Genomic DNA, 20,605 nt, shown 5'->3' with positions numbered 1-20,605 from the left:
CGGTCAGCACTGCCCCGGGCCTGCCTCTGTTGACATAAAAAGCAGCTAAGAAGCTCCGGAAGTCAGTCGCCTCTGCGCCGTTTTTCTTGCAGAATTCGGGAAAGGCTTGCCCGAGATCTGGCCCAAGCGCCTCTCGTCGCGCCCGCCAGCTCCGGCGTCTATGGAGGTCCCTTGTCTCGGCAACGAGGGAGGATGTCGTGGCCAAGGTCTCGCTTCTGGGTATTCCGCATGACGAGAATTCGTCCTATCTGCGCGGCCCGGCCGAGGCGCCGCCGCTGATCCGACGCGAGCTTCACAGCGACGCCTACAGTTCCTGGACCGAAACCGGCTTCGACCTGACAGGCCGCTTCATCGATCACGGCGACATCGATTTCAGCCAACCCGGCGACCCGTGGCAGCGGATCGAAACCGAGGTCGGCCGTGCGCTCGACGCCGGTCACCCGCTGATCTCGCTCGGCGGCGACCATGCGATCTCCTGGCCGGTGCTGCGCGCGGTGCGCCGTCGCCATACCAGCCTCACCATCGTCCACATCGACGCGCATCCGGATATCTATCATTCCTATGACGACAATCCGCGCTCGCACACGTCGCCCTTTGCCCGCATCATGGAGGAGAAGCTGGCCGACCGGCTGATCCAGATCGGCCTGCGCACCGTCAACGATCACCATCGCGACCAGTTCAAGCGCTTCGGCGTCGAGGTGGTGGAGATGCGGCATTTCAGGGAAGGTCTGCAACTCGACCTCCAGACGCCCGTCTATATCTCGATGGACATCGACGCTCTCGATCCGGCCTTCGCCCCCGGCGTCTCTCACCGTGAGCCGGGCGGCTTCACCACCCGTCAGGCCATCGGCCTGATCCAGGCAATAGACCAACGAATAGTCGCGGCCGACGTCGTAGAATACAATCCGCGCCAAGACCTCTCCAACGTGACGGCGCTGGTCGCCGCCAAGCTGGTCAAGGAAATCGCCGGCATGATGCTGAAGACCAACGGCGCCGCCTGAAGCAACGCCTGAATCACTTTGCCAAGGCGGCGTGCTAGAGGATTGTTCCGAATAAGCTTTCGAAAAGGATCGTCATGCCGCAGCCGCTCAGGATAGCCATCGCCGGCGCGCTCGGCCGCATGGGCCGGCAGATGGCGGAGACCATCGCGGCCGATCCGCGGCTGCAACTCGCCGGCCGCTTCCATCGACCAGGCAGCACGGGCGAGGGACTGGTGCGGCGCGACGAAGCGCTGGCACTTGCCGACGTGGTCGTCGATTTCACCACGCCCGCGGCTTCCGCCCAACTGGCAACGGCCTGTGCCTTGCGTGGCGGCCCGGCGCTGGTGATCGGCTGTACAGGTTTCGATGGCGCTGAACTGGAAGCGATTGCCGACGCCGCGAAGACAATCGCCGTCGTGCGCTCCGGAAGCTATTCGCTGGGGCTCAACATGCTGACCGGGCTGGTCGAGCAGGCGGCGAGGGCGCTTGGGTCCTACGATTGCGACATCGAAATCCTCGAAGCGCATCACCGCATGAAGGTCGACGCGCCGTCGGGCACGGCGCTGATGCTGGGCGAGGCGGCAGCGCACGGGCGCGGCGTCGAGCTGGACGATGTGGCGAAGCGCGTCCGCGATGGCCTGACAGGTCCGCGCCCAGCCGGCGAGATCGGCTTCGCCGTGCTGCGCGGCGGCAGCATCGTCGGCGAGCACAGCGTCAGCTTCCTCACCGAAGGCGAGACGCTCACGCTCTCGCATGCCGCTGCCGATCGCTCGATGTTCGCGCGCGGCGCCGTTGCGGCCGCACTCTGGATCGCCGGCCGGCCGCCCGGCGAATACAACATGCGTGACGTGCTGGGGCTCGTCGGCTCGTGACCGGCAATTTCGCCAGATTCCATTTCAACGGTGGCTAAAATGGCTGAAAGCCAGCTGAAAGCTTGGCCATGCCATGACAGTTTTGTGGCGCTCGCCACGTGATCGGCCTGGGAGGGCCGGCAGGAGGAAATGCGGTTCAGCCCGGACGGCGGCCGCCAAGGTGGAGGAAGTTACGTGACCGGTTTCATCTCTAAATGCGCCCTGGGTTCGGCGCTGCTGACGCTTGCCACGCTCGCCGCGGGCGCAACGACGGCATCGGCCGCCGACAAGATCTCGATCATGGTGGGTGGCTACGAAAAGCAGATCTACCTGCCCGCCAAGCTTGCCGAGGCGCTCGGCTATTTCAAGGACGAAGGCCTCGACGTCGAACTGCTCAACGAGCCGGCGGGTGTCGATGCCGAAAACGAGATGCTGGCGGGCGCCGTGCAGGGCGTGGTCGGTTTCTACGATCATTGCATCGACCTCCAGGCCAAGGGCAAGTTCGTCGAATCCGTCGTCCAGTTCAGCCAGGCGCCGGGCGAGGTCGAACTGGTCTCTTCCAAGCATCCCGAGATCAAGTCGCCGGCCGACTTCAAGGGCATGAGCCTCGGGGTCACGGGCCTCGGCTCCTCGACCAATTTCCTGACCGAGTATCTGGCGGTGAAGAACGGGTTGAAGCTCGGCGAGTTCACTTCGGTGCCGGTTGGCGCCGGCAACACCTTCATCGCCGCCATGCAGCAGGACAAGATCCAGGCCGGCATGACGACCGAGCCGACGATCACCCGGCTCTTGAAGACCGGCGAGGCGGCGGTTCTCATCGACATGCGCACGATGGAAGGCACGAAGGCCGCGCTTGGCGGCACCTACCCGGCCGCTTCCCTCTATATGCAGACCGAATGGGTCGATGCGCACAAGGACACGGTCCAGAAGCTCGCCAATGCCTTCGTCAAGACGCTAAAGTTCATCAACACCCATAGCGGCGCCGAGATCGCCGAAAAGATGCCGAAGGACTATTATGTCGGCGACCAGGAAGGCTATGTGAAGGCGCTCGACGCCGGCAAGGCGATGTTCACCGCCGACGGCGTGATGCCGCAGGGCGGCCCCGAAACGGTGCTCACGGTTCTCTCGGCCTTCAAGAAAGAACTGCAGGGCAAGCAGATCGACCTTTCGAAGACCTACACCACGGAATTCGTGAAGAACGTGAAATAGCGATCAAGCCGGCACTAGGTCCAGGCTTCGTGCCGGCATCCTGATCTGTTTTCCACGCCCGGCGATCCCCGCGCGGCGGTCGCCCGCTATTGGAGTTCCAACCATGGCTGTCGAGAAGACCGCTCCGGCGATAGAGCTGATCAATGTCAGCCGCCGCTTCCTTTCCCCCACCGGCAAGTCGCTGACGGCGATCCGAGATTTTACCATGACGGTCGGGCGCGGCGAATTCGTCGCCGTCGTCGGCCCGACTGGCTGCGGCAAATCGACGACGCTCAACCTCGTCACCGGGCTCGCCAGGCCGAGCGCGGGCGAGGTCCGCGTCATGGGCGCGCCGGTCAAGGGCATAGACCCGCGCATCGGCTTTGTGTTCCAGACCGACGCGCTGTTTCCGTGGCGCACCGTCATCGAGAACGTGATGGCCGGACCGCTGTTTCGCGGCAAGTCGAAAGCGCAGGCCCAGGCCTCCGCTCGCGACTGGTTGGCTCGCGTCGGCCTTGCGCGCTTCGAGCAGCACTACCCGCATCAGCTTTCCGGTGGCATGCGCAAGCGCGTGGCGCTCGCCCAGACCTTCATCAACGGTCCCGAGATCCTGTTGATGGATGAGCCGTTCTCGGCGCTCGACGTGCAGACCCGCGTGCTGATGCATGAGGAGCTTCTGCGCCTGTGGTCCGAGGCGAGGGCGTCGGTGGTCTTCGTCACCCATGACCTCGAGGAAGCGATCGCGCTGGCCGACAAGGTCTATGTGTTGACGGCCGGGCCGGCGACGGTGAAGTCCGTCTACACGATCGACCTGCCACGCCCGCGCGTCGTCGCCGACATCCGCTACGAGCAGAGCTTCATCGACTATTCGCGCACCATCTGGGCCGACCTGAAGGAAGAGGTCGAGACCAGCTACGCCCGCGCGGCCGCTTAAAGGAACCCGATATGACAGACGCCACCGTCAATATCTCGGCCGCGAGCTTCAGGCCGGGAACTTCGGACGCCGAGATCGAGGCAGCCGCTGCCAAGGCCGCCGCGCATCGCCGTCACGCCGTCATCTTCTGGCGGCTCGCCATCCTCATCATCTTCCTCGGCCTGTGGGAGATCGCCGGCCGCATGGCCTGGATCGATCCCTTCTTCTACGCCATGCCGAGCACCATCGCCGGGCGGCTCTATGAATGGACCACGCAGGGAACGTCGGAAGGGCCGCTCTGGTACCACCTCTATGTCACCATGGAGGAATCGGTACTGGGCTTCGTAGCGGGCTCCGTCGCCGGCATCGTCATCGGCGTCGCGCTCGGCCGCAACCGCATGGCCGCCGACATCTTCTCGATCTACATCAAGGTGATCAACTCGATCCCGCGCGTCGTGCTGGCGCCGATCTTCATCATGATCCTCGGCCTTGGCCTTGCCTCGAAGGTGGCGCTGGCCTTCGTCATGGTGTTCTTCGTCGTCTTCCACAACGCCTTCCAGGGTGTGCGCGAGGCCGACCGCGCGATGATCGCCAATGCCCGCATCCTCGGCGCCTCCGACTGGCAGCTGACGCGCTCGGTCATCGTGCCGTCGGCGATGAGCTGGATCTTCGCCAGCCTCCATGTCAGCTTCGGCTTCGCCATCATCGGCGCCATCGTCGGCGAGTTCGTCGGCTCGCGCTACGGCATCGGCCTGCTGATCAACATCGCCAAGGGCTCGTTCGACGCCGCCGGCATGTATGCGGCGATCGTCATCGTCATGGTGGTGGCGCTCGGCGCCGAGTACCTGATGACGCTGGTCGAGAGCAGACTGGCGAAGTGGCGGCCGCAGCCGCTGCACGAGACGCAGTGATGGCCGCGGCAGGTTTCACAGCTGGATATTAGCCGCCAGCCAGCGGCAGCCGCACCTCGACGATCAGCCCGCCGGCCGCGCCATCTCCAAGAGTGACGCGGCCGGCGGCGTTCTCGACAACCTCGCGGACGATGGCGAGCCCAAGCCCGCTGCCTTCCTCTGTCGTTCCGGCAACGCGGTAGAAGCGCTCGAACACATGCTCGCGCTCGTCCGCGGGAATGCCGGGTCCATCGTCGGCGACCGTGAGCTGTGCCTCGCCATCGATGGCCGCCAGCTTCACCGTGACGCTGCTCCCGGGCGCTGAGTAGCGCAGCGCATTGTCGACGAGGTTGACGATCATCTCGCGCAGCATGGTGCCGTCGCCGATGACCGGCACGGGCCCGGTTTCCTCCAGGCCGAGATCGATATTGCGACCAACGGCGACCGGCGCATGGGTTTCGAGCACTTGCCGCGCCGCTTCGGTCAGGTCGATGCGATCGGCGCGCGGCCGCCTGCTCCCGGGCTCCGCCCGCGACAGGGTGAGCAACTGCTCGGCCAAACGCGCCAGGCGACCGGAACTTGCCTGCAGGGCCACAAGCGCTTCATGGCGGGCATCGGGGACAGTCTCCCGCAAGGCATAGCTTGCCTGCGTCGACAGCAGCGCCAGCGGCGTGCGCAACTGATGCGCCGCATTGGCGATGAAGCGGCGCTGCGCCGCCATCTGGGCTCGCACACGCGCCATATAGGCATTGAGCGCCTCGATCAGCGGCCGGATTTCGGTTTGGGCGCCCGAGACCTCGACCGGATCCAGATCGCTGCGGCTTCGCGAACGCACGGCGTCGCGCAGCCGCAGCAGCGGCGCGAGGCCTCGGCGCAGGCCGAGCAGGACGAACACGCCGGCAATCACCACCAGCGCCAGCTGCTGGCCGAAGGCGCTTAACCACAGACGCCTCACCATCGCGTCATGCCCGGCAAGCGTCACGCCGACTGTGACCGTGATCGGCGAATCCTTCCCGGCGCCGATTACGGCATGGCCGAGCGTCGCGAGCCGCAGACGGTGCTCGCGAAAGCCGGTCTCGATGCTGCCGCGCTGAGTCGCCTTGGGCAGGTCGGGATAGCCGGTAAGCAGGCGTCCGCCCGCGGTCTCGACATGGTAGTAGACTCTGTCGCGGTCGCCGGTATCGAACATTTCGATCGCCGCCGGCGGAATTGTGGCGTCAAGCACGCCGTCCTTTACCGCGACCTGCTCGGCGATAGCGCGCGCCGACGCCATCAGCATCCGGTCGGTAACCAAGTCGGCGGTCGCGAGCGCATTGCCATGGCTGGTCCACAAATTGATGGCGGCGAGCCCGGCCAGCGGCAGCACCACCCAGGCCAGCAATTGCAGGCGAAGGCTGCCGATCCGAAACCTGTCGATCCTCATGGCGCCGGATCGTGATGACGCAACAGATAGCCGAGGCCGCGCAAGGTGGCGATCTGGACGCGCGATCCCTCCAGCTTCTTGCGCAGCCGGTGCACGTAGATCTCGATGGCGCTGGGATCGGCGTCGGTTTCGAAGTCGTAGATCGCCGTCGAGAGCGCCGCCTTGCTCACCGTGCGGCCGGCCTTGACGACGAGCTGTTCCAGCACGGCGTGCTCGCGCGGCGTCAGCGACAGCGTCGCGCCGGCAAGCGAGAACAGGCGTGTGTTGGTGTCGAAGACCAGATCGCCGCAGGAAATGACCGGCGCCGTGCGGTCGTTGGCGCGGCGCAACTGCACGCGGATGCGCGCTTCCAGTTCCTCGATCTGGAAGGGTTTCGCCAGATAGTCGTCGGCGCCTTCGTTGAGGCCCTTGACCCGGCCGTCGAGGCTGGCATTGGCGGTGAGCACGATCACCGGCACAGGATTGCCGCGCGCCCGCAGCCTTTTCAGCACCTCCATGCCGCCCATGCGGGGCAGGGCAAGGTCGAGGATGATCAAGGCATGGTCGCCGGCGGCCAAAGCATGCTCGACATCCTCGCCGTCATGCACGACGTCGACGACATAGCTCGCCTGGCGCAGCGTCTTGCTCAGCCAATCGGCCAGTTCGCGATTGTCCTCGACAAGCAGCAGCCGCATCGTTTGTCGCTGTTTCCTCCCAATGGCGTCGACCGTCGCCATAGGGCGGCGGGCGGCGTCCAAATTGGTCCCTCAGGCAACCGATAGTATCGATCCGCGCGCAAGGCAAACGTGGTTTGCCGGCGATCGCCATCCTGGTCGTGGCGCCTGCCCAGCCCCTTGTTCGGTCCGCCAAGCGATTAAATCGAACCGTTCGGTTCAATTAATGTTGACGGTTCGTGTAACTAGGGTGAACACCGACGGCCCGCATTAGGGTGCCGCATCTCAAGGCGTTCGCCGTAACCAGTTGATATTAAATGATAAGAATGTGGCCGCCGCGTCACTCGCATAATTTCAAGATCGAACCGAACGGTTCGGTTCACAACTTTTCGTGATTGGAAATGGCAACAGGGCCGACCCATTTCGGGGTGGTCCGAGCGACGCGAATTTCCATCAAGGCACGCCACTAGACGGACATGACTTTTGAAATCTGGAGTACCTAAAATGAACAAGATTGCTTTTGCCGCCGCCGCTTTCCTCATTGCCACGGGCAGCGCTTTCGCCGGCAGCGACCATTATGGTTCCGACAACGTCAACCAGCCGGCCGTCACCGCTCCCGCGGGCAAGGTCGACAACACCGTCACCGGCTCGATCCGCAAGCTCGACAAGTTCGAACAGCGCGATCTCCACATCACGCCTGATCAGAACCAGCCGCAGTCGGGCCAGGGCATCTGGGGCCGTTAATCGGCCCTCCTGATCCGCTTCAAACCAACAACCTTGAATCTGGAGTAACTCAAATGACCAAGATCGCTCTTACCGCTGCCGCCCTCCTCGTTGCCACCGGTGCCGCTTTCGCCGGCTCGGACAACTACGGGTCGGCCAATGCCAATCAGCCGGCTGCTTCGGTCGACACCTCGTCCACCGCTTCGATCACGAAGTCGGACGCGGATGCCCAGAAGCCGGTCGTCACGGGCGCCAACCACGACCTGTTCGGCAACCACTAAGCGGTTCGCCACGCGAACCTTCAATCGACAACCTTCAAATCTGGAGTAACTCAAATGACCAAGATCGCTCTTACCGCCGCCGCCTTGCTTGTCGCCACTGGCGCCGCTTTCGCTGGGTCCGACCACTACAACCCCAACGAGGCCAACCGGCCGGCCGCGTCGGTCGACACCTCGTCCACCGCTTCGATCACGAAGTCGGACGCTGATGTCCAGAAGCCGGTCGTCACGGGCGCCAATCACGACCTTTTCGGCAATCGCTAAACGGTTCTGTCCTCGACGGACCTCAAAGCGGCGGGCTTGTCCCGCCGCTCTGCTTTTGTGGAGCCGGCTACTCCCAGGCCGCCTCCTAGGTTTGATCAAGCATTTATCACGAAGCGGTGATGCCTGTAACGGGACCCCCGGTGGCTCCGAAGTGGAGGCAAGGGCCGATAGACGGGGCCGATCCAGGGAAATTCAAACGAGTGCAGCGAGCGGGCAGCCCCGGGCGATGTCGGGGGCCGTCCTGTACCGATCCACTGGGTCATCGGATCGTCAATCGCTCCCGATCGATAACGGAACAACCCGGAACAGGAGTATTTGAAATGACCAAGATCGCACTTACCGCAGCCGCCATTCTCGTCGCCACGGGCACTGCTTTCGCCAGCTCCGACCATTATGGCGCTGCCAACGCAAATCAGCCGGTCGTCACCATCGACCGGACTGTGACGGCCTCCATCACGAAGTCGGATACGGATGTCCATAAGCCGGTCGTGCAAGGCACCAACCACGACCTGTTCGGCAACCACTGATCCGGTCCGAAAGGTACCAGGCGGCGGGCTTTGTCCCGCCGCTTCGCTTTTGTGAAGCCGGCTACCGGCAACATCATTCACTTCACACGTTTGTGTATCACAAGTATTTGTAATCGTTTTCCTTTTCCCGGGCGAAGTCGAATCCGACGCTGCCGTGGCCGCTGAAAACAGCGGCGCGCCGGGAATAAATCCTGGCTACCTCAGGTCTTCTCGGCAGCGGGGCCATCCTCCCAAGGCTACCGCCGATGAAACGACACGGAACAAGGAAATCGAACATGACCAGGATTGCATTCGTCGCGGCCGCCATACTTGTCGCCGCCATAGGCACCGCATCCGCCGGCAGCGATCACTACGGCGCTGACGGCGTCAACCAGGCAGCCATCGGCGCTGACACCAGCGTCACGGCTTCGATCCCGAAGCACAAGATGGCCAAGCCGGCTCCCAATGTCGACACCGCGATGAAGACCGGAGCGACCGACCCTGCGAATTGGCCGGGTCCGCCTGCGGATAATTGGGGCAATTGATCAGCTTCTCTGAAAATACTGAAGGCGGCGGGCTCGCCCGCCGCCTTTTCGGCAAGCTTCTGGCTCTACCCTAGTCTAAGTCTTTCGGCCTCACGCAATGCGTCAGCCGCGCGCCGCGAAAGTCGAGGTCCGCCCAATCCTCGTCCAGCGTGAATCGCGCGAGCGCCGCCGTCGGGAACTTCGCTTCGATCTTCTTGAAGACAGCCTCGTCCGATCCGGCGCCGGCCAGCCGCAGCACAAAATGCTGCAGGCCGGGATTGTGGCCGATCACCAGCAGGCTCGTCGCCTTGGCCTGCCGCACGCGTGCGAGGATTGCGCCCGCCGCCGCCTCATAGAGTTCCTCGGCAAATTGCGCCGGTACGTTCTTCGGCAGTTCCTGGGCGACCAGCCGCCAGGTGTCGCGGGTGCGCAGCGCCGGCGAGACCAGAGCGAGATCGGGCAGCCAGCCGCGCCGCGCAAGCTCCCGTCCGATCAGCGGCGCCGTCTTCAAGCCGCGTGGGGCCAGCGGCCGATCGAAATCGGCAAGTGCGGTATCATCCCAGCTCGACTTGGCGTGGCGCAGGATGAGCAGTTGTCTTATCGGCATTGATCAGGACCAGGGGAACCAGCGAGACGAGCGCGAGCCTTCTCCTTGATTGCCTCGATGTTAAAATCATCGAACGGGCCGCTGGCCAGCCCGTCTTCCCACGCCTTACGCAGCCAGTCTGTTTCAGTTCGGCTTTGCGGTTGGTTCGTCGGTTCCGAGTTGATCGCCATACTGCTGCTTCCAGCCAAGGCTACGGCGTGATCCGCGCCAGCTGTTCGAGGTCCGTCTCCTCGCGCAGCGGGTCCGGCGCCATTACGACCGAGCTGGCGTTGTCGGCGTCGTCGGCGAAATGGGCAAGCACGGTGTGACCCTTTTCCATGGACGCCTTGCCTTCGGCGACGAGACCCAGCGCCAGCGGGTAGAGCCGGTGCTCCACCTTGAGCACGCGCGCGGCCAAGGTGTCCTCGTTGTCGCCGACCATCACCGGCACGGCGGCCTGCGCGATGATCGGACCGTCATCCATCTCGGGGGTGACGAAATGCACCGAGCAGCCATGGATGCGAACGCCGGCGCGGATTGCGCGCGCGTGCGTGTCCAGCCCCTTGAAGGCCGGCAGCAGGGCAGGGTGGATGTTGACCATGCGCCCCTGCCATTTCTCGACGAGGCCGCGGCCGAGGATGCGCATATAGCCGGCCAGGGCCACGATGTCGGCGCCGAAGCCGGTGAGCGCGGCATCGATCGCGGCGTCATAGGCATCCTTGCTCGGATGGTCGGCGCGCTGGACCACCTTCGTGGCGATGCCGCGCGACTGGGCGATGCCGAGGCCGGCCGCGTTGGCGCGATCGGAAATGACGCCGACGATCTCCGCCGGATAGCTTGGATCGCTCGCCGCCGCGATCAGCGCCGTCATGTTGGAGCCGCGTCCCGAGATCAGGACGACCGTGCGTTTCCTGCTCATAGGCCGATCGAGCCCCTGTAGATGACGCCGGCATCGCGCCGCGGCACGATGCGGCCGATCGGCGTCACCGTCTCGCCGGCTTCTTGCAGCACCGCCGCGACCTGCGCCGCCTGGCCGGAAGCGACGGCTAGGATCATGCCGATGCCGCAGTTGAAGGTGCGCATCATCTCTTCCGGCGCGACGCCGCCGGTCTTGGCCAGCCACGCGAACACCGGCGGCACGTCGATCGCCTCGAGGTCGAGCTCGGCCGAAAAATCCTTGGGCAGCACACGCGGAATGTTCTCCGGAAAACCGCCGCCGGTGATGTGGGCGAGCGCCTTGATGCCATGCGTGTTCCGGATCGCCTTGAGGATCGACTTCACATAGATGCGCGTCGGCTCGAGCAGCGCCTCGGCGAGGCTTAGTTCGTCGTTGAACGGCGCCGGATCGCTCCAGCCAAGCCCGCTTGCCGCCACGATGCGGCGCACCAGCGAGAAGCCGTTGGAGTGCAGTCCGGACGACGCCAGGCCGAGCAGAACGTCGCCCTCGACGATGTCGTCGGTCGGCAGCAACTGGCCGCGCTCGGCAGCGCCCACGGCGAAGCCGGCAAGGTCGTAATCCTTGTCGTGGTACATGCCGGGCATTTCCGCCGTCTCGCCGCCGATCAGCGCGCAGCCGGCCTGCCGGCAGCCTTGCGCAATGCCGCCGACGATCGCAGCGCCCTGGTCCGGGTCGAGCTTGCCGGTGGCGAAATAATCGAGGAAGAACAGCGGCTCGGCGCCCTGCACGACGATGTCGTTGACGCACATGGCGACGAGGTCGATGCCGATCGTGTCGTGCTTGCCGGCGTCGATGGCGATCTTGAGCTTGGTGCCGACGCCGTCATTGGCCGCGACCAGCACCGGATCGGTGAAGCCTGCGGCCTTCAGGTCGAACAGACCGCCGAAGCCGCCGATCTCGCCGTCGGCGCCCGGCCGGCGCGTGGCGCGCACCAGCGGCTTGATCTTCTCGACCATCAGGTTGCCGGCATCGATATCGACGCCGGCTTCAGCATAGGTGAGCCCGTTCTTGCGCTTGGCCTTGTCGCCCTTGCTCATCGTTGGCTCGTTCCTGTTTCCATTGCGGGCTATTCGCATGAATGGTTTCGGGGAGCAAGGATGACGGCCATTCCTGCCTATAAAACCGTGGAAAGTGGGCGAGGCGTCGAAGCTGCCAATCTCCCCCTCTTGCGGGCCCCACGAAGTGGGAGATCAGTAGTTCCTCCCTTGCGCCCACCTCCTATCTCCCTCATCTTTTCCCAACAAAAGACACGACGGGACCTCATGTGACCCTTCCCAACATGATCACGATCATGCGGCTGCTGCTCGTGCCTGCGGTGGTGCTGGCCATGCTGCAGTCGCTTTGGGGCTGGGCCTTCGCCGGATTCCTCGTCGCTGGCATCTCCGATGGTGTCGACGGCTTCATCGCGCGCCGCTGGAACCAGTCGTCGCGCCTCGGCGCCTATCTCGATCCGATCGCCGACAAGCTATTGCTGGTCTCGGTCTTCGTCGTCATGGGCTTTGCCGGCGAACTGCCGCTCTGGCTGGTGGTGACCATGGTCTCGCGCGACGGGCTGATCGTCTGCGCGGTGCTTTTGTCCAGCGTGATGAGCCATCCGGTCGAGATGAAGCCGCTCTTCGTGTCGAAGGCCAACACCGCCGTGCAGATCGTGCTGGCGGCGCTCGTGCTGGGCGAACTCGCCTTCTCCGTGCAACTTGGCCCGCTGCGGACCGCGCTCATATTGCTGACCGGGGTCTTGACCGTGGCTTCGGCCGCGGCCTATCTCGTGGCTTGGCTAAGGCATATGAGCGGCTATGGCGAAGGCTCCCGAACGAGCAACTCCCAGAACGACGACATCAAGACCGGCGACAGCAAGTCGGGCATCGGCAAGTCGGGCGGCTCCAGCACGGACGCCTGACAATGACGGCGCGGTGATCGCCGCTGACGACGGCTCGGGCGGGCTTCGCCGCCAGGTCTTCTTCTGGCTGGCGACGGCAGTCCTGCTGGCGCTGTTCCTCTATCTTTTCTCCGGTATCCTGCTGCCGTTCGTGGCCGGCATGGTGCTCGCCTATTTCCTCGACCCGGTCGCCGACTGGCTGCAGCGGCTCGGCCTCTCGCGCCTGATGGCGACGGTGGTGATCCTGATTGCCTTCATCGTCGTCGTGGTGCTGGCCTTCGTCATCCTGGTGCCGGTGCTGGCCACCCAGATGGCCGATTTCGCCCGCAAGCTGCCGGAATATCTCACGCGCCTGCAGTCGCTGATCACCAGCTTCGATCCGAAATGGCTGGAGCAGCGCTTTGGCGTCAACGCCGCCGGCCTGCGCGACGGGCTGAATTCGCTGCTGACGTCCGGCTTCAGCCTGCTCACCACCGTCTTCACCTCGATATGGAGCTCCGGCGTCGCACTGGTCTCCGTGGTGAGCCTGTTCGTCGTCACCCCGGTCGTCGCCTTTTACATGCTGCTCGACTGGGACCGCATGGTCGCCGAAGTGGATGGCTGGGTGCCGCGCGACCACGTCGAGACGGTGCGCGCGCTGGCCCGCGACATCAACACCGCCACCGCCGGCTTCGTGCGCGGACAGGGCACGCTCTGCCTGGTGCTCGGCGCCATGTACGCCACGGGCCTGACGCTGACCGGCTTGAACTTCGCCATCCTCATCGGCTTCTTCGCCGGGGTGATCTCCTTCATCCCCTATGTCGGCTCCTTGACCGGGCTGGTGCTCGCCGTCGGCGTCGCCTTCGTCCAGTTCTGGCCGGACTGGACCATGGTGGTGCTGGTCGCCTGCGTGTTCTTTGTCGGCCAGTTCATCGAGGGCAATATCCTGCAGCCGAGGCTGGTCGGCAAAAGCGTCGGCCTGCATCCGGTATGGCTGATGTTCGCGTTGTTTGCCTTTGGCGCGCTGTTCGGCTTCGTCGGCCTTTTGATTGCCGTGCCGGCCTCGGCCGCGATTGCCGTGCTGGTGCGCTTCGCCATAGCCCGCTACCTCGAATCGCCTCTTTACAAGGGCCACGCCGCCCAGCCCGTGCCGCCATTGCCGGCCGATCGTGGCGGCGGCCATCGTTCGAAGCCGCGTGGCTGACGTGTCCGCAGAGCGATCCGATCCGCCGCGCCAGCTGCCGCTCGACCTCGGCCACGGCACCGGCTATTCGCGTGACGAGCTCGTCGTCTCGGGCACCAACGCGCAAGCGGCATCGCTGATCGACCGCTGGCCGGACTGGCCGTCGCCAGTGGTCGTGCTGGCAGGGCCGCCCGGTTCCGGCAAGACCCATCTCGCCCGGATCTGGCAGGATCGGACGCATGCCGTCGCCATCGATCCAGGCCGGATCGCCGAGCACATTGCCGGGCTCGGCACCAGGCCTGCGCTCATCGACGATATCGACAAGGGCCCGATTGACGAGCAGGGCCTGTTCCACCTGATCAACGCCGTGCGCGGCGCGAGCTCAACGCTGCTCTTGACAGCGCGGCGTTTCCCCTCGGCCTGGCGCGTCGTGCTGCCCGACCTCATTTCGCGGCTGAAGGCGGCGGCGACGGTCGAGATCCACGAGCCCGACGACCTTTTGCTGGCCGGCGTCATCACAAAGCTGTTCGCCGACCGCCAGGTCGAAGTCGAGCCGCATGTGGTGCAATATCTGGTGCGCCGCATCGAGCGCTCGCTCGGCACCGCCATGCGCATCGTCGAGCGCCTCGACCGCGCGGCGCTCGAACGCAAGACGCCAATCACCCGCGCTTTGGCCGCCGAGACGGTCAGCGCCATGGACGAAGGGCAGGGCGAGTTCGATATCTAGAGCAATTCCAGGAAAAGTGTGAGCGGTTTTCCGCCCGGAATTGCGTAAAAACAAAGAGATAGGGCGTTTCGCCGTTTCCGTGAAACGGTGAAACGCACTAGAGGGAGACGCCGCTCGCGGCGCGCCCTTTACGCCCATAGCCTGGCCAGATGCCGGGCCAGCAGATAGACGCCCATATGCGCCGTCACATAGCAGGCGGCGACAAGGATGAAGAACATCAGGCTGGCGGACCGCGACCGGGCTACGCCATTCCTCTTGCTGGGCCGGTTGTTCCAAACCCAAAGAGCAGCGCACAGAATGGCCCAGACGACTGCGACCGGAACCGTAAAGCCGTAATAGGCCAGATAGGCCGGGCCGATCAGCGACAGCAATGCCTCCAGGACAGGCATCGAACCCCCTTTTGTCCGAAGTCTAGACCGGCGACAAAGTTGGAAGCGAGGAGATTATTCGATTCGCCCAGGCGTTCCGTGATCAACTCGTGGGAGCATGCGGCGTAGCTGTCCCATTCCGGAGCAGTCTTTCAGGCATCGTTCTTGCAACGCAGACAATGCCGGTTGATCCCGGTCCCGGTCGCGTTCCAGATCGGGTTGTAGGCTCGCCGGGCTCGAGGTGTTGGGGTTCTCGCCCGGCGGGTTTACCGTCGATGCGACCGCGCCGTTGGAATGGCTAATGCATGTCGCGCAAAAGTGACCTCGGTTTTGCGGCAACGACATGCATCAAGCAAGGCGCTAAAGCGCGTCGCGTGAATCCGTTTCGACGCGACGCGCTTTAGTCCCGCTTCATCTTGAGCCTGTCCCGCAGCCGGCGCAATTGCCGCCGCCACCATGGCTTCGGCTTGCGCGGGACCAGGACCATCTTGCCATTGATGACGGCGTCATCCACCCAGTCATGCTCCTGCATGCGCCAACTGGCGCTGACCCGGGCAAGCAGCGGCAACGGATCCTCGCCAGCGACGCGCACCAGCTCCGGATTCTTCAGCGCCGAGCGGAAATCGAAACCCTGGGCGATGAGCGCGCGCAGGAACACGATCTGGCGCTGCATGCGATGGAAGTCGGTGCCCTTGCCATTGACCATGCTGCGTGCGCCGATCCACTGATGGAGACGCACGCCCGTGAGTGTCTCGGCGGGCGGGCGGAAGGAAACCTGTTGGCGCCCGTCCTCGAGGCGGCTCGTCGGCGTCAGCGGATACCAGAAATCGAGCGGCTCACTGACCGGCACGTTCACACGAGCGCCGGCAAGCGCGGCCTCGCTCGCGCCGCGCCTGAGGCAGACTGCGCTGCGCGCCGAAAATCCCAGTCCCGCAAGCGCATCGAGCAGCAATCCGCCGCCACCCATGGCGAAGGCCGCGTTGACGCGGTCGCTGATGAGGGGAGACCACAGATCGCGCGGCACCCATGTCAGCCGCCGCCTGGAAGCGTCCACGACGACGATGATGTCGGTGTTGGCGTTCCAATTGTCCCTGTCGAGGATCGCTACAACCACGGCTGCCAAGATATGCACCCTCCGGTCGGGCTTACGGGGCCGGCCTGGTTGTCTCTGGGGAAGAAGCGATGGTCGGAGTGGCGTGATTCGAACACGCGACCCCCTGATCCCAAATCAGGTGCGCTACCAGGCTGCGCTACACTCCGACGTCCCGCGGCGTATAGGGGGCGCACGCCCGGAAGGCAACACAAAAACGGAGGCCTCGCAATTCAGCCGATGCCGCAGTGTTGAAGAGCGCCGGACCGCGGTTTCGTTGACAAGGCAACAGCGCTGCCTTCTTGGACAAATGACCGTCGGGCTGCCGATCAGCGCTTCTGAGAGGCGATCTTCCTGGCGATCGCAGCGGCCTGGATTATTGAATTGGCAAAGCAGCCGCGAATGCTCGGCCGCATGCCGGTGAACCAGAGCCCGGGCAGGTTCGGGTCGTTCGCGGCGCCGTTGAACAGCGGCACGCCCCTAGCGTCGAGCACACCGAGCCGGCCCAGTATCGTCTCCAGCCCGGTGCGGTAGCCGGTGGCGGCAATGACGATGTCGGGCGCGATCACCTGGCCATTGTCCAGCACGACGCCGTCGCGCTTGAATTCGCGCAATTGCGGCACCACGATGATGCGCCCGGCCTTGATGGCGTCGACCGCGCCGTCGTCGGCGGCGATCGCCGTGTAGTCGGAGCCGAGCCGGCTGGCGCCGCCCGCCGGGGCAGGGGGCAGGCCGTAATTCGTCAGATCCCCGAACACCAGGCGCTGCGTCGCCGCCATGACCGCATCCGCGAGCCTTGTCGGCAGCCTCGCCATGAGCGGCGATATGCGATGCACGGCGATCTTGCCGATACGCTTGGGCAGCAGCGAAGGTCCGTTGCGCGCCGAAAGCCACATCTGGCCCGTCTCCACGCGGGAAAGATGGTTGAGCGCGTCGAAGCCGGAATTGCCGGCGCCGACCACCAGCACCTTCTTGCCGGCATAGTCGCTTGCCCTGCCGAAATCGGCCGAATGGATGATCTTGCCTGAAAAATCCTCCATGCCCTTCCAGGCCGGGATGAAGGGTTGCCGGTCGCGTCCGGTGGCGATCACTACATGCCGCGCCGCCTTCAGGCCGGCGCTGGTCAGCAGCAGCCAGTGATCGCCGCGAAATTCGATCTCGTCGACCTTGACGCCGAAGGCGATCGGCAGCCGGTGCGTCTCGGCGAAATCGTTGAAATGGCGGATGACGGCACTGCGATGCGGGAAGGCCGGCGTTCCCGCGGGATAGGAAACGCCCGGCAGCGAGGAGAGGTCGCGATGCGTGTTGAGGTGCAGGTTGTCGTGGCGGCGATGCCAGGGCTCGGCCAGCCGCTGCTCGCGTTCCAGGATCTGCGTCGTCATGCCGGCCTTGGCCAACGCATAAGCGGCGGCAAGCCCGGCAGCGCCCGCGCCGATGACAATCGCGCCTTCCAGTATCGCTGGCTCGCCGACCCCCGACGGCAAGACTTTCGCTTCCGCGTCCATCCGTGTCTTTATCGTCGTCATCATGCCTTTAACTGGCACGACCATGTATCTGACATATGCCGCCCACGGGCCAAAAGGAATAGGCCGATGTTGCAAAGACTTCCGACATTGTGTCGCGGATTTTTGCAAGCGCCGGCTAATGAACCGGGTCGGCGTGGCGATGCACCAGCTTGAACGCGCCATCTTCCAGTCGGAACACTTCCGTCACTCGCAAGGTCATATCGGTCGCCTCGCCGTTCTTGCCCATGCGCGCCTTGGCATGCTGCAAGCCGCTCCAGAAGGCCAGATCGCCGCTTGCCGACGCCTGCAGCACCTCAAGATCGGTGTTGCCGCCCTTGTGGAAGCTCGCCGCGTCGCGTTCGTAGCGGCCGGCAACCGCCTCTGCGCCTTCGAGGTGGTCGCCGCGTGGCGAGAAGAACGTCGCCGGCCCGGCGCGGGTGACGATCGCCTTAAGCGAGGTGGCATCGCCATTGACATAGTCCTCCGCGATCTTCTCGCGCTGCTTCATGAAAGCATCGAATGATGAGCCGCCGGATGCATCGTCCTGATCCACATCTCCAGGCTGGTCATGAACTTCTCGAGGAAGGCGGCGGTGTCGGCGTTGGTCACCGCGCCTTTGTCGTCCAGCAACTCCGTGACATTGCCGATATAGGCCTCCGGCTGCTGCATCACCGGCATGTCGAGGAAGGCGAAGGTTTGCCTGAGCGCATGGTTGGCGCCGAATGCGCCGAGCTGGTACGGCGTGACGCTGACCACGCCGGCCGGCAGGCCCTTGAACACGCTCTTGCCCGAGGGGCGCGAGCCGACATCGAGCGCATTCTTCAGGCAGCCAGGGATTGAGCGATTGTATTCCGGGGTGACGAACAGCACCGCGTCACACTCGCGTATCGCCGCGCGGAAGCCCGACCACGCCGCCGGCGGGCGGTCGCCGTCCAGGTCTTCGTTGTAGAGCGGCAGGTCGCCGATCTCGATGAAGCGGCAGCGCACGGAGTCCGGCGCGCGGGCAGCGAGCGCCTTGGCGATCTTGCGGCTGAAGGATTGGGCGCGCAGACTGCCGACAAGAACGGCGAGCTGCAGGACGGCGTGTTCGGTTGCATTGGTCATGGCGAAACGTCCGTTTTGGCAGTGGCTCACGGGGAGAGGCGGCACGGGGTCTGCCCGCCCGACATTCCGATAATGTCGCCGGCGCGACGAGGTTCCCTGCGCCGTGGGGGCGCAGGGGACGCTTGCGGCCTTGCCGCCGCGGTCATTGCACAGTAATGACGGATTGGCGCAAGATCGGGGTTTCCCGCAGAATCCCCGGAGACGGCGCTGAACGAGGTGCCCGGTCTTCGGGCGGCAACGAGGTGGCCATGTCCGCGCGCATTTTCAGTCCAGCCAAAACCGCGATGCAGTCCGGCAAGGCCAAGACCGGGCATTGGGTGCTGGAATTCGACCCCGCCCAGCGCAAGAAGATCGACCCGCTGATGGGCTACACCACCTCGGGCGATATGCTGAGCCAGGTGAAGCTCACCTTCGACACGAAGGAAGAAGCGGTGGCTTATGCCGAGAAGGAAAAGATCGCCTATCGCGTCGAAGAGCCGAAGGAAGCCAAGCGCCGGCAGATTTCCTATTCGGACAATTTCCGCTATGACCGCAGGACGCCCTGGACGCACTGACTCCTGTCTTGCGTCGCCTGGCGTAACGCGTATCAGCCGGCCCGGTCGGCCGACGGTCCCGTAGCTCAGCTGGATAGAGCACCGGCCTTCTAAGCCGATGGTCGCAGGTTCGAATCCTGCCGGGATCGCCATTCTTTGGCTTTCTTGTCGATTGCAAATGTACGCTTTTTGCTTACGCGAGCTTGACTTGTGTACGCTATCTGCTTACGTGAGGCATGATCAAGTCATTCAAGAGCAAAGCGCTGGCCGATTTGTTCGAGACCGGGAAAACCGGAAAGATTGACGTTAAGATGCATAAGCGCATCCTAGTCAGACTTGACCGTCTCGAGGCTTCCGAGCGGCCGGAAGATATGAACCTGCCAGGATTTGATTTTCATGCGCTGAAAGGCTTCGACCCGACCCGCTATACGGTTCACGTGAACGGCCCGTGGTGCATCACATTTGAATTCGACGGCGAAGACGCCGCCCGCGTCGATTTCGAGCAGTATCATTGAGGCGGACAGACTGGGGAAGTTTGGTTGATGAGCGAGCACAAGCCGAAGCGTCCGATTGAGCGTTGCCCGTCCCACCCGGGAGCGCTGCTTGAGGATATCATCCCGGCGACTGGAAAGACTAAGGTGGAAATTGCCAGGCTGCTCGGAATCTCGCGACAGCAGCTCTACGATATCACCCGGGAACGGAAGCCGGTTTCGCCGGCCGTTGCGGCTCGGCTCGGAAAAATGTTCGGCGACGGCGCTGCAATCTGGCTTCGAATGCAGGCGGCCTATGATGCCTGGCACGCCGAACGGGAAGTGGATGTGAGCGCTATACCGACCTTGCACGCGTCTTAACAAAGTTTGCTCGGCGGTCCCTTAGAGCACCGGCTTTCTAAGCCGATGGTCGCAGGTTCGAAATCCTGCCGGGATCGCCATTTTCAAAGCTTGCCCGGAAACGGCCGTGTGCATCACAAGCTGCTGCATGGTGTGTTTCGGGCAGACAGGCCCGCGTAGCGCCTAGAAATCTTGGGCTACCCTGCCACTCGTGCCGCCAAGGTATGTATTCCAGACATAGTCGCGGATCAGTTCTCGATGGTCAGCTGTTCTGCGGTGATAACTGGGACGGTCAGGATAGGATACCCCGGCAACATGAAAGAATGCGTCCTCGATGATCTCATGGTGCCCAACCGCCCCTGCCATCGTCATCGGGTTCTCCCGAGAGGCAGCTATGCCAACGTCACGTGCCCTATCCAAATGCGAGTAAAGGACGTTCCAGTTTGCGCCGCCAGTATCGAGCCCCATGTTCAAGCGGGGTTCGAAGTTCAGTTTTCGCCCCGCCGTGGCGGAGAAGCGATAGAAGCAAAAGCCTGCCCATAAATTCCAGTGCCGATCGGTCGGCTTCGGCTGGTGGATATGATTTCGACCTGGAAGGAACAGCTTGCCGTAGACAGCCTTGCCGTCCATCCTGGCAGGGATGTCAAATGGCACCACGGGGAAACAGTCATGA

General features: G+C 64.0%; 27 protein-coding genes and 3 tRNA genes. 18 read left to right on the top strand and 12 right to left on the bottom strand.

Annotation, left to right across the window (positions count from 1 at the left end):
- The first annotated feature begins 197 nt into the window (after positions 1–197).
- From speB to AC0YKC_RS19010, 5 genes are all read left to right on the top strand, one after another.
- Positions 198–1,001, top strand: coding sequence for an agmatinase (speB, locus tag AC0YKC_RS19030; RefSeq protein ID WP_488512142.1), 804 nt, complete (start codon positions 198–200; stop codon positions 999–1,001).
- Positions 1,002–1,075: 74 nt separating this feature from the next.
- Positions 1,076–1,852, top strand: coding sequence for a 4-hydroxy-tetrahydrodipicolinate reductase (gene dapB, locus AC0YKC_RS19025; RefSeq protein ID WP_488512141.1), 777 nt, complete (start codon positions 1,076–1,078; stop codon positions 1,850–1,852).
- 174 nt (positions 1,853–2,026) lie between these two features.
- Complete coding sequence (locus AC0YKC_RS19020) at positions 2,027–3,040, top strand: ABC transporter substrate-binding protein (protein ID WP_320296266.1); 1,014 nt, start codon at positions 2,027–2,029, stop codon at positions 3,038–3,040.
- Positions 3,041–3,143: 103 nt separating this feature from the next.
- Positions 3,144–3,953, top strand: coding sequence for an ABC transporter ATP-binding protein (locus tag AC0YKC_RS19015; protein ID WP_434721978.1), 810 nt, complete (start codon positions 3,144–3,146; stop codon positions 3,951–3,953).
- A gap of 11 nt (positions 3,954–3,964) precedes the next feature.
- Positions 3,965–4,843 carry an ABC transporter permease gene (locus tag AC0YKC_RS19010; RefSeq protein ID WP_488512140.1) on the top strand — a complete coding sequence of 293 codons (879 nt, stop codon included), beginning with the start codon at positions 3,965–3,967 and terminating at the stop codon, positions 4,841–4,843.
- A 28-nt stretch (positions 4,844–4,871) separates the two neighbouring features.
- Here the strand turns inward: AC0YKC_RS19010 and AC0YKC_RS19005 are convergent, their stop codons facing one another.
- Positions 4,872–6,245: a sensor histidine kinase gene (locus tag AC0YKC_RS19005; RefSeq protein ID WP_488512139.1), complete on the bottom strand. Its 1,374-nt coding sequence runs from the start codon at positions 6,243–6,245 to the stop codon at positions 4,872–4,874.
- Positions 6,242–6,919 carry a response regulator gene (locus tag AC0YKC_RS19000; RefSeq protein ID WP_320296262.1) on the bottom strand — a complete coding sequence of 226 codons (678 nt, stop codon included), beginning with the start codon at positions 6,917–6,919 and terminating at the stop codon, positions 6,242–6,244. Before AC0YKC_RS19000 ends, AC0YKC_RS19005 begins: the two co-directional genes overlap by 4 nt.
- A gap of 483 nt (positions 6,920–7,402) precedes the next feature.
- Here AC0YKC_RS19000 and AC0YKC_RS18995 point away from each other — a divergent pair, with 483 nt between their 5' ends.
- The 5 genes from AC0YKC_RS18995 (at position 7,403) to AC0YKC_RS18975 (ending at position 9,214) form a co-directional block, all read left to right on the top strand.
- Complete coding sequence (locus AC0YKC_RS18995) at positions 7,403–7,642, top strand: DUF680 domain-containing protein (RefSeq protein ID WP_320296261.1); 240 nt, start codon at positions 7,403–7,405, stop codon at positions 7,640–7,642.
- A gap of 53 nt (positions 7,643–7,695) precedes the next feature.
- Positions 7,696–7,902, top strand: coding sequence for a DUF680 domain-containing protein (locus AC0YKC_RS18990; RefSeq protein ID WP_434721982.1), 207 nt, complete (start codon positions 7,696–7,698; stop codon positions 7,900–7,902).
- A gap of 54 nt (positions 7,903–7,956) precedes the next feature.
- Entirely contained in the window at positions 7,957–8,163 is a 207-nt protein-coding gene (locus tag AC0YKC_RS18985; protein WP_320296259.1) for a DUF680 domain-containing protein, read from the top strand.
- 320 nt (positions 8,164–8,483) lie between these two features.
- Positions 8,484–8,690, top strand: a complete 207-nt coding sequence (locus AC0YKC_RS18980) for a DUF680 domain-containing protein (RefSeq protein WP_320296258.1) — start codon at positions 8,484–8,486, stop codon at positions 8,688–8,690.
- Between the two features lie 275 nt (positions 8,691–8,965).
- Positions 8,966–9,214, top strand: a complete 249-nt coding sequence (locus AC0YKC_RS18975) for a DUF680 domain-containing protein (RefSeq protein WP_320296257.1) — start codon at positions 8,966–8,968, stop codon at positions 9,212–9,214.
- Between the two features lie 70 nt (positions 9,215–9,284).
- Here the strand turns inward: AC0YKC_RS18975 and AC0YKC_RS18970 are convergent, their stop codons facing one another.
- The 3 genes from AC0YKC_RS18970 to purM all read right to left on the bottom strand — a co-directional run bounded on the left by AC0YKC_RS18970 (position 9,285) and on the right by purM (position 11,774).
- Complete coding sequence (locus AC0YKC_RS18970) at positions 9,285–9,800, bottom strand: SixA phosphatase family protein (RefSeq protein WP_488512138.1); 516 nt, start codon at positions 9,798–9,800, stop codon at positions 9,285–9,287.
- Positions 9,801–9,990: 190 nt separating this feature from the next.
- Complete coding sequence (purN, locus tag AC0YKC_RS18965) at positions 9,991–10,698, bottom strand: phosphoribosylglycinamide formyltransferase (RefSeq protein WP_434721985.1); 708 nt, start codon at positions 10,696–10,698, stop codon at positions 9,991–9,993.
- On the bottom strand, positions 10,695–11,774 hold the full coding sequence (gene purM, locus AC0YKC_RS18960) for a phosphoribosylformylglycinamidine cyclo-ligase (RefSeq protein WP_434721986.1): 1,080 nt from the start codon (positions 11,772–11,774) through the stop codon (positions 10,695–10,697). Before purM ends, purN begins: the two co-directional genes overlap by 4 nt.
- 227 nt (positions 11,775–12,001) lie before the next feature.
- Here purM and AC0YKC_RS18955 point away from each other — a divergent pair, with 227 nt between their 5' ends.
- From AC0YKC_RS18955 to hdaA, 3 genes are read left to right on the top strand one after another with little or no spacing between them, the layout of a single operon-like run.
- A complete protein-coding gene (locus tag AC0YKC_RS18955) occupies positions 12,002–12,634 on the top strand; it encodes a CDP-alcohol phosphatidyltransferase family protein (RefSeq protein ID WP_488512137.1) in 633 nt (210 codons plus the stop codon).
- Entirely contained in the window at positions 12,531–13,796 is a 1,266-nt protein-coding gene (locus tag AC0YKC_RS18950; protein WP_430699260.1) for an AI-2E family transporter, read from the top strand. The genes AC0YKC_RS18955 and AC0YKC_RS18950 overlap by 104 nt, the downstream gene beginning before the upstream one ends.
- Position 13,797: 1 nt before the next feature.
- A complete protein-coding gene (gene hdaA / locus AC0YKC_RS18945) occupies positions 13,798–14,502 on the top strand; it encodes a DnaA regulatory inactivator HdaA (protein WP_488512273.1) in 705 nt (234 codons plus the stop codon).
- A gap of 128 nt (positions 14,503–14,630) precedes the next feature.
- On the opposite strand, the gene AC0YKC_RS18940 is transcribed toward hdaA, so the two are convergent.
- The 6 genes from AC0YKC_RS18940 to AC0YKC_RS18915 all read right to left on the bottom strand — a co-directional run bounded on the left by AC0YKC_RS18940 (position 14,631) and on the right by AC0YKC_RS18915 (position 18,569).
- Positions 14,631–14,891 (bottom strand): hypothetical protein, encoded by a 261-nt coding sequence (locus tag AC0YKC_RS18940; RefSeq protein ID WP_320296250.1) that lies wholly within the window; start codon positions 14,889–14,891, stop codon positions 14,631–14,633.
- Positions 14,892–15,270: 379 nt separating this feature from the next.
- Positions 15,271–15,993, bottom strand: coding sequence for an LCP family protein (locus AC0YKC_RS18935; protein ID WP_488512136.1), 723 nt, complete (start codon positions 15,991–15,993; stop codon positions 15,271–15,273).
- A 60-nt stretch (positions 15,994–16,053) separates the two neighbouring features.
- Positions 16,054–16,130, bottom strand: a tRNA-Pro gene (locus AC0YKC_RS18930).
- Between the two features lie 159 nt (positions 16,131–16,289).
- On the bottom strand, positions 16,290–17,465 hold the full coding sequence (locus tag AC0YKC_RS18925; RefSeq protein ID WP_488512272.1) for a flavin-containing monooxygenase: 1,176 nt from the start codon (positions 17,463–17,465) through the stop codon (positions 16,290–16,292).
- A gap of 136 nt (positions 17,466–17,601) precedes the next feature.
- Positions 17,602–17,973: a YybH family protein gene (locus tag AC0YKC_RS18920; RefSeq protein WP_488512135.1), complete on the bottom strand. Its 372-nt coding sequence runs from the start codon at positions 17,971–17,973 to the stop codon at positions 17,602–17,604.
- Entirely contained in the window at positions 17,970–18,569 is a 600-nt protein-coding gene (locus AC0YKC_RS18915; protein ID WP_488512134.1) for an NADPH-dependent FMN reductase, read from the bottom strand. Before AC0YKC_RS18915 ends, AC0YKC_RS18920 begins: the two co-directional genes overlap by 4 nt.
- Positions 18,570–18,817: 248 nt before the next feature.
- Between AC0YKC_RS18915 and AC0YKC_RS18910 the strand changes: the two genes are divergently transcribed.
- From AC0YKC_RS18910 to AC0YKC_RS18890, 5 genes are all read left to right on the top strand, one after another.
- On the top strand, positions 18,818–19,123 hold the full coding sequence (locus AC0YKC_RS18910) for an ETC complex I subunit (RefSeq protein ID WP_112101520.1): 306 nt from the start codon (positions 18,818–18,820) through the stop codon (positions 19,121–19,123).
- Positions 19,124–19,177: 54 nt separating this feature from the next.
- Positions 19,178–19,254: transfer RNA gene (locus AC0YKC_RS18905), tRNA-Arg, on the top strand.
- An 84-nt stretch (positions 19,255–19,338) separates the two neighbouring features.
- Positions 19,339–19,617, top strand: a complete 279-nt coding sequence (locus AC0YKC_RS18900; RefSeq protein ID WP_320296247.1) for a type II toxin-antitoxin system RelE/ParE family toxin — start codon at positions 19,339–19,341, stop codon at positions 19,615–19,617.
- A gap of 27 nt (positions 19,618–19,644) precedes the next feature.
- Positions 19,645–19,953, top strand: coding sequence for a HigA family addiction module antitoxin (locus tag AC0YKC_RS18895; RefSeq protein ID WP_488512133.1), 309 nt, complete (start codon positions 19,645–19,647; stop codon positions 19,951–19,953).
- Positions 19,954–19,960: 7 nt separating this feature from the next.
- Positions 19,961–20,033 (top strand) — tRNA-Arg (locus tag AC0YKC_RS18890).
- An 82-nt stretch (positions 20,034–20,115) separates the two neighbouring features.
- Here the strand turns inward: AC0YKC_RS18890 and AC0YKC_RS18885 are convergent.
- On the bottom strand, positions 20,116–20,562 hold the full coding sequence (locus tag AC0YKC_RS18885; protein ID WP_488512132.1) for a hypothetical protein: 447 nt from the start codon (positions 20,560–20,562) through the stop codon (positions 20,116–20,118).
- Between the last annotated feature and the right edge of the window lie 43 nt (positions 20,563–20,605).

The organism is Mesorhizobium sp. CNPSo 4661, from assembly GCF_057784215.1.
This window is presented reverse-complemented; position numbering and strand designations above follow the sequence as displayed.

What these genes read in the sequence shown, in the direction of transcription:
- dapB (WP_488512141.1), top strand. Translation starts at nt 1,076, where the DNA reads ATGCCGCAGCCGCTCAGGATAGCCATCGCCGGCGCGCTCGGCCGCATG.
- AC0YKC_RS19015 (WP_434721978.1), top strand. Translation starts at nt 3,144, where the DNA reads ATGGCTGTCGAGAAGACCGCTCCGGCGATAGAGCTGATCAATGTCAGC.
- AC0YKC_RS19010 (WP_488512140.1), top strand. Translation starts at nt 3,965, where the DNA reads ATGACAGACGCCACCGTCAATATCTCGGCCGCGAGCTTCAGGCCGGGA.
- AC0YKC_RS19005 (WP_488512139.1), bottom strand. Translation starts at nt 6,245, where the DNA reads ATGAGGATCGACAGGTTTCGGATCGGCAGCCTTCGCCTGCAATTGCTG.
- AC0YKC_RS19000 (WP_320296262.1), bottom strand. Translation starts at nt 6,919, where the DNA reads ATGCGGCTGCTGCTTGTCGAGGACAATCGCGAACTGGCCGATTGGCTG.
- AC0YKC_RS18995 (WP_320296261.1), top strand. Translation starts at nt 7,403, where the DNA reads ATGAACAAGATTGCTTTTGCCGCCGCCGCTTTCCTCATTGCCACGGGC.
- AC0YKC_RS18990 (WP_434721982.1), top strand. Translation starts at nt 7,696, where the DNA reads ATGACCAAGATCGCTCTTACCGCTGCCGCCCTCCTCGTTGCCACCGGT.
- AC0YKC_RS18985 (WP_320296259.1), top strand. Translation starts at nt 7,957, where the DNA reads ATGACCAAGATCGCTCTTACCGCCGCCGCCTTGCTTGTCGCCACTGGC.
- AC0YKC_RS18980 (WP_320296258.1), top strand. Translation starts at nt 8,484, where the DNA reads ATGACCAAGATCGCACTTACCGCAGCCGCCATTCTCGTCGCCACGGGC.
- AC0YKC_RS18975 (WP_320296257.1), top strand. Translation starts at nt 8,966, where the DNA reads ATGACCAGGATTGCATTCGTCGCGGCCGCCATACTTGTCGCCGCCATA.
- AC0YKC_RS18970 (WP_488512138.1), bottom strand. Translation starts at nt 9,800, where the DNA reads ATGCCGATAAGACAACTGCTCATCCTGCGCCACGCCAAGTCGAGCTGG.
- purN (WP_434721985.1), bottom strand. Translation starts at nt 10,698, where the DNA reads ATGAGCAGGAAACGCACGGTCGTCCTGATCTCGGGACGCGGCTCCAAC.
- purM (WP_434721986.1), bottom strand. Translation starts at nt 11,774, where the DNA reads ATGAGCAAGGGCGACAAGGCCAAGCGCAAGAACGGGCTCACCTATGCT.
- AC0YKC_RS18950 (WP_430699260.1), top strand. Translation starts at nt 12,531, where the DNA reads ATGGCGAAGGCTCCCGAACGAGCAACTCCCAGAACGACGACATCAAGA.
- AC0YKC_RS18940 (WP_320296250.1), bottom strand. Translation starts at nt 14,891, where the DNA reads ATGCCTGTCCTGGAGGCATTGCTGTCGCTGATCGGCCCGGCCTATCTG.
- AC0YKC_RS18925 (WP_488512272.1), bottom strand. Translation starts at nt 17,465, where the DNA reads ATGGACGCGGAAGCGAAAGTCTTGCCGTCGGGGGTCGGCGAGCCAGCG.
- AC0YKC_RS18920 (WP_488512135.1), bottom strand. Translation starts at nt 17,973, where the DNA reads ATGAAGCAGCGCGAGAAGATCGCGGAGGACTATGTCAATGGCGATGCC.
- AC0YKC_RS18915 (WP_488512134.1), bottom strand. Translation starts at nt 18,569, where the DNA reads ATGACCAATGCAACCGAACACGCCGTCCTGCAGCTCGCCGTTCTTGTC.
- AC0YKC_RS18910 (WP_112101520.1), top strand. Translation starts at nt 18,818, where the DNA reads ATGTCCGCGCGCATTTTCAGTCCAGCCAAAACCGCGATGCAGTCCGGC.
- AC0YKC_RS18900 (WP_320296247.1), top strand. Translation starts at nt 19,339, where the DNA reads ATGATCAAGTCATTCAAGAGCAAAGCGCTGGCCGATTTGTTCGAGACC.
- AC0YKC_RS18895 (WP_488512133.1), top strand. Translation starts at nt 19,645, where the DNA reads ATGAGCGAGCACAAGCCGAAGCGTCCGATTGAGCGTTGCCCGTCCCAC.
- AC0YKC_RS18885 (WP_488512132.1), bottom strand. Translation starts at nt 20,562, where the DNA reads ATGGACGGCAAGGCTGTCTACGGCAAGCTGTTCCTTCCAGGTCGAAAT.